Origin of the sequence: Segeticoccus rhizosphaerae, from assembly GCF_009192725.1 — a bacterium.
In the GTDB taxonomy this organism is placed as follows: Bacteria; Actinomycetota; Actinomycetes; order Actinomycetales; family Dermatophilaceae; genus Segeticoccus; species Segeticoccus rhizosphaerae.
On record NZ_VOHR01000334.1, the window covers coordinates 1 to 3,947 of the forward strand.

4 protein-coding genes are annotated in these 3,947 nt (G+C 72.9%); 2 read left to right on the forward strand and 2 right to left on the reverse strand.

Features of this window, described 5'->3' with window-relative positions:
- The coding region (locus FRW57_RS18470) for an ATP-binding protein (protein WP_152186704.1) at window positions 1-1,242 on the reverse strand (1,242 nt) is incomplete at its 3' end.
- 71 nt (window positions 1,243-1,313) lie between these two features.
- On the opposite strand from FRW57_RS18470, the gene FRW57_RS18475 reads away from it, so the two are divergent.
- A complete protein-coding gene (locus tag FRW57_RS18475) occupies window positions 1,314-2,351 on the forward strand; it encodes a zinc-binding dehydrogenase (RefSeq protein ID WP_137122643.1) in 1,038 nt (345 codons plus the stop codon).
- A gap of 72 nt (window positions 2,352-2,423) precedes the next feature.
- On the opposite strand, the gene FRW57_RS18480 is transcribed toward FRW57_RS18475, so the two are convergent.
- Window positions 2,424-3,377 (reverse strand): sensor histidine kinase, encoded by a 954-nt coding sequence (locus FRW57_RS18480; RefSeq protein WP_137122642.1) that lies wholly within the window; start codon window positions 3,375-3,377, stop codon window positions 2,424-2,426.
- 124 nt (window positions 3,378-3,501) lie between these two features.
- Here FRW57_RS18480 and FRW57_RS18485 point away from each other — a divergent pair.
- Window positions 3,502-3,947 (forward strand): threonine/serine exporter family protein (locus tag FRW57_RS18485; protein WP_162529418.1); only part of this gene is annotated, 446 nt, incomplete at its 3' end.

The window sequence follows — 3,947 nt, forward strand, 5'->3', positions numbered from 1 at the left end:
GGCCCGGATGCTGGCCCGCAGTGCTGTCGCCCTGTCGTGTGCGGCGCGCGCGTGGCGCGCCAGCTCGGCCGCCGCGCCCTTGATGGCCAGTCCCGACAGCGCTTTGACGTATGCCGCGTGGGCGCGGACGCGCTCGCCGGGCAACAGGTCGTCATACACCGCTTCCCGGAGCAGGGCGTGCCGGAGCGCATAGGCGTCGTCACCGACGCGGACCAGGATGTTGCGTTCGAGGGCCTCGCGCAGGGCGTGGTCGAGCGTCGTCGGTTCGAGGCCGGAGACGCTGGCCAGGACGGTGTGGCTCACCCGGCGTCCCGCGGCGGCCGCGAGCCGCACGACGCTGCGGGCGTCGTCGTCCAGCTGGTCGAGACGCACGAGGAGCAGTCCGGCGAGATCGGGTGGCACGGCACCCTCGCCGGCCGCGCTGGCGGCGACCAGCTCCTCGGTGAACAGCGCGTTGCCCTCCGCCCGTCGGACGACCTCCTGGACCTCGGCCTCGGGCACGTGGCCGGGACGCAACGTCCGCACGAGGGTCCCCACGTCACGGTCCGCGAGCGGGCCGAGCTCGAGGCGCTGGACGCTGGGCAGGCGACTCCACTGGGTGATGGCTCCGCGCAAAGGGTGCCGGCGGTGCAGGTCCTCGGCGCGGTAGGACAGCACCATGGCGAGCGGGCTCGGGACCGCCCGGGTGAGCAGGAAGGTCAGCAGGTCACGGGTGGACTGGTCGGCCCAGTGGGCGTCCTCGAGGACGAGCAGCAGGGGTTGCTCCGACGCCAACTCGGTCAGCGTCGCGAGCACGGCCTCGAACAGGTCCGTCCGGTGGGACACCGAAGCGGCATCGGCGGAGCCGTCCAGTCCTTCGCGTCCCTCCGGCCGGTCCGGCTCCGCCGGCTGGGCACCGCGCCCGGGCAGGAGCCGACCCAGCGGCGGATGCTCCTTGAGCGCCGTCCCGATCAGGCCCGAGACCTCGGCGTCGAGAGCCGCGAAGGCCTCGATGAAGGGCAGGTAGGGCAGGGCGGTGCCACCGAGGTCGAGGCAGTGGCCGGCTGCGACACGCCACCCGGCATCGCGGGCCCGGTCGCTCGTGACCGAGAGCAGCCGGGTCTTGCCGATGCCGGCGTCGCCGGACAGCAGCACGCCGCGGAAGGTGGCCCCGGGTCGGGCCAGCCCGAGCTGCTCCGACAGGGTCTCGACCGCGCTGTGCCGTCCTACGAAGGGAGACAGGGCCGCAGGCTGAGAGGTCACCGCTCCATCATGACCGATGACACCGACACCGTGCGGTCTCCCGGGCCGTGGCCTGGGGCATGATGTGGCCCGTGCGTGCAGTCGTGTTCGAGCGGTTCGGCGGCTCCCTGGAGGTCCGCGAGGTCGCCGCGCCCAGGCCCTCCCCTTCCGGCGTGGTGGTCCGCGTAGGTGCGACCGGACTGTGCCGCAGCGACTGGCACGGCTGGATGGGGCACGACCCCGACATCGAGCTTCCCCACGTCCCCGGTCACGAGCTCGCCGGGACCATCGCGGCCGTGGGTCCGGAGGTCCGCCGCTGGCGTCCGGGTGAGCGCGTCACCGTGCCCTTCGTGTGTGCCTGCGGAGGTTGCGCCGCGTGCGCGGCCGGGCAGCAACAGGTGTGCGAGCGGCAGACCCAGCCGGGTTTCAGCCACTGGGGCTCGTTCGCGGAGCTGGTCGCGATCGACGCCGCTGATGTCAACCTCGTCTCGCTCCCGGACAACCTCGACTTCGGCGCGGCGGCCGCGCTGGGGTGCCGCTACGCCACGGCCTTCCGTGCCGTGGTGCACCGGGCGCGGGTCCAGGCCGGCGAGTGGGTCGTGGTCCACGGGTGCGGAGGTGTGGGTCTGTCCGCCGTGCAGATCGCCACGGCGGCGGGGGCCCACGTCGTCGCCGTCGACATCAGCACCGAAGCTCTGGCCCTGGCCCGCGACCTGGGCGCACGCGTCGCGGTCGACGGGTCCGGGCGCAGCGCGGAGAAGGTCGCGCAGGCGGTGGTCGACGCGACCCAGGGTGGTGGTCACGTCTCCCTGGACGCGTTGGGGAGCCCGGACACCTGCTCGGCCTCGGTACTGAGCCTGCGTCGTCGTGGTCGGCACGTGCAGGTGGGGCTGCTCCCGGCGAGCGAGGGCCACCCGCCGCTCCCCATGGAACGGGTGATCGCCTTGGAGCTGGACCTGCTCGGCAGTCACGGCATGCCCGCTCACGCCTACCCGGAACTGCTCTCCCTCGTCGCAGCAGGCACCCTGCAGCCCGACCGCCTCGTGACCCACGAGCTGACCCTCGACCAGGCGGGACAGGCGTTGGCCACGATGGCACCGGGCGCCGGTATGGCGATCATCCGTCCCTGACCGCGATCGCCACCACCGCTCCTGCCACCCTGCCGAAGTGCCGCCCGCCACCTGGCCGGCGAGGTCCGTGACTCACCGCCAGTGGTGGATCCGCACGCACGTCCCCCAGGTGCCCGACCGCACCTGCACCAGGTCGCACAGCTGGTTGGTCAACCACAGACCACGACCACCGGCGCCCTGTGGCGACGGGGGCACCCGGCCCACCATCGGGTCGGTGATGTGGCCCAGGTCGCGCACCTCGACCACCACGGCATCGGGGCTCGACCACCACCGCAGCACTCCCCCACCACCTCCGTGGATGACACTGTTGGAGGCGATCTCGTGCACCGCGAGGACCAGGTCGGCGGCGGCGCGCGGTGCGACGTCGCACGACCCTGCCAACCGCGACACCACGCCCCGCAGCATGCCGAGGTCGTGCCGGTCGAACATGATCCGGGGGGCCAGTGTCTCGGGCTCGGGAAGCGGCATGCCGAAGAGCTCCCCGACGTGGTGGGAGCCGCCGTAGCTGGCGCTGTCCACCCATTCCGACCCGTGCCCGCTCGGGTGGCTGCGCCAGCTCTCCCCGAGCACGCCGGGGTCGAGCGCCTCGGCGTCGTAGGGGCACAGGAGCCACAGGGGCACCTCGGGCTCGATGGCCTGGTTGAGGAGGGCTTCGTGAAGCTGGCACTCCTGCAGCTCCTCCGGCCGCCGCCCCGCCCAGATCGGTTCACCGATCCCTCGCATCGGGCCCGGCTCTGGCCCCTGCTCCTCGATGAAGTCTCGCCAGGCCGCGATGATGCGGGCCGGGTTGCGGCCCAGGACAGCCATGTCGACGAAGCGGACGCTGGTCCCCCGGCCATCCAGCGCGTCCTGGAGCAGGGCGAGTCGCGGTTCCACGACGGCGACCATCACGGGCTGCCCGCCAGCCACACCTTCGAGCACGAACGGCACTGCAGCGTCGAGGAACTCGTCGCTCCCATGCCAGAGCAGGGCCTCATGGCGGTATCCGCTGTGCGGCTTGGTCTCACCAGGACAGAACACGCTCACGCCAGGACCCTTCGATGACCGCGCCAGAGTACTCCTCCTGCGACGGCCCCCGTGGCGCTTTCACCGAGGTCGTGTTCGCGCCGATACGCTGACGGCCGCACGGCGAAACACGAAGGCGGTGGTCATGGCCGGGCCTGAACCGATCGAACCGGCGCCTGCCGTGCTCCGACGACGGATCCTGTTGCGACTCGGGTCTGCTCTGCTCGCCGGCGGTCGCAGCGTCCACGAGGTCGAGGACGACCTGCGGGCCGTCGCCGCCGCCCTGGGATCGCCGCAGGCCCAGGTCGCCGCCACCCCCACCGGCTTGTTCGTCGCGTTGGGCCCGGACCAGTCGGCGGGCTTCCAGCAGGTCGGTGGCGCGCTCCGGCTCGATCAGCTGGCCATGGTGTCGGACTTCCCGGCGGCGCTGGTCGGTGGCACTCTCCAGCCCCAGCAGGCCCTGGACGGGCTGGAGGAGGCCTTGGCCGCCCCGGCGCGCTTCCCCGGCTGGCTGCGTGCCCTGGGCCTGCTGCCCGTGGGCGCCGGCATCGCCCTCATCCTGCAGCCCGCGCTCCCCAACGTCCTGGCCGC